Raw genomic sequence first — 1,573 nt, 5'->3', positions numbered from 1 at the left:
ATGAAAGCTGTCATCACTAAGCCAATGTGTGTTGTTGGAGACAATAAAAACACTGTTCGCTTTGAACCATCAACACCCAATAATCCATTTGTTGAAGTTTCCAATCAAGTCTACGCACGTCTCAAGCGCGCTAATGCTGTAAAACCTTTTATTGGAGTCAAGACAACAGCAAAACCTGACAAGGCGGTTGAACAAATTAAGCAGATAAAACAAGAAGCCGTACAAACATCATCTGAACCAGTGACAGAGGAAATTCCACTCGAACAGCCAAAAGCATCTAAAGCTTCCAAGTCACCTACTCCCAAAAAGGCTTAGAAGTTGAAGTTAATCATCCACCAAAAATGGTATCTTCAACAGGTGAAGGATACCTTCACAAGTCTTCAAGCACCACGCCTTAACTGGGCTTTGCGTAATGCTGTAAACACCGCAGCAAAACAAGTCGAACGCTTTGCAGAAAAACAAATTGCCGATGTTACATCTGCCAAACCAAAGCGTGTCAAAAAAGGCGTTTATATTAAAGGAAAGGCTACAGCAAAGTTTCTTGAGACAGATATCATTGGTTCTGGAACACCGATACCTCTTAAATTTTTTCAAGCACAAGAAACAAAACAGGGTGTAACTTACAAAATGTTTGGGAAAAAAGAAATCTTACCCCATGCTTTTATTTGCGGGGGAAAATTTCCTAAGCGTGTTACATTAAAGATGGGAAACAATGTGTTTCAAAGAGCGGATGGAGATCAATTCCCTATTGCAAAACAAGAAGGACCATCAATTGCTGGAGTGATGTCCAAACCAGAGATTGCAAGTGCTATTGTAAAAAAAGCCAATGAAAGATTAATTGCCAACATACAGTACCAACTTGCTCGTCATGAATACGCTGCTAACAAGAAAGCTAAATAATGTTTTTAAGCTATGTCTATCTGCTACACAATGGGATTTTCTTTCTTGACAAGATTCACGCAAAACGTATATCGTTAAATCAGGTGCCTAAGAAACACCTTAGATGCATAGCGGATAGATTGCCGAAACAGTTTATTTTCCGCATATTAAAGACTTTGACTCATTATATGCTACATGCGTATAATAATATTGTCGGGTGTGGTTACGCTATACAATACCCTTTATGGGAAAAGCGTAACGACGGACTATGCACCGTGTTTCTTAGCACCCGGCACTCTTCTTGGAGTGTCATTAAGAAACCTCTAACTGCATAGGAGTTCATTATGAACACTCTTATTAAAATTACAGAACAAACGATTGATCAAGAAACAGTTCAAGCCGTCAACGCACGCAAATTATATACATTTTTGGAAGTCAATTCTAATTTTAGAGATTGGATAAAAAACCGTATTAAAGAATACGGATTCCTAGAAAATAAGGACTTTATAAGTTTCGCTAAAATTTTAGCGAAACCCAATACCTCCCAAGAAAATCGAGGCGTTGTGAGTTTCGGTAAAAATTTACCAAAACCTAAAAGCGGTCGTCCAAGTACAGAATACCACATCACATTAGACATGGCAAAAGAGCTTTCAATGGTTGAACGTAACGAGAAAGGACGTCAAGCACGCCGTTA

At 38.7% G+C, this 1,573-nt stretch carries 3 protein-coding genes; all 3 read left to right on the top strand.

What is annotated here, in order from left to right:
• Positions 1–315 carry a hypothetical protein gene (locus MCO_RS09460; protein ID WP_007554210.1) on the top strand — a complete coding sequence of 105 codons (315 nt, stop codon included), beginning with the start codon at positions 1–3 and terminating at the stop codon, positions 313–315.
• Positions 316–318: 3 nt separating this feature from the next.
• Positions 319–900, top strand: coding sequence for a hypothetical protein (locus MCO_RS09455; RefSeq protein WP_196794046.1), 582 nt, complete (start codon positions 319–321; stop codon positions 898–900).
• 323 nt (positions 901–1,223) lie between these two features.
• Positions 1,224–1,573: antA/AntB antirepressor family protein (locus MCO_RS09445; RefSeq protein WP_007554206.1), on the top strand; the 350-nt coding region annotated here is incomplete at its 3' end.

This window comes from Bartonella sp. DB5-6 (genome assembly GCF_000278115.1).
In the GTDB taxonomy this organism is placed as follows: Bacteria; Pseudomonadota; Alphaproteobacteria; order Rhizobiales; family Rhizobiaceae; genus Bartonella; species Bartonella refiksaydamii.
Note: the sequence above shows the minus strand (reverse complement) of the source record. Positions and strands in the feature narration are given on the sequence as shown.

Coding starts and splice junctions, on each gene's coding strand:
- MCO_RS09460 (WP_007554210.1), top strand. CDS start 1: ATGAAAGCTGTCATCACTAAGCCAATGTGTGTTGTTGGAGACAATAAA.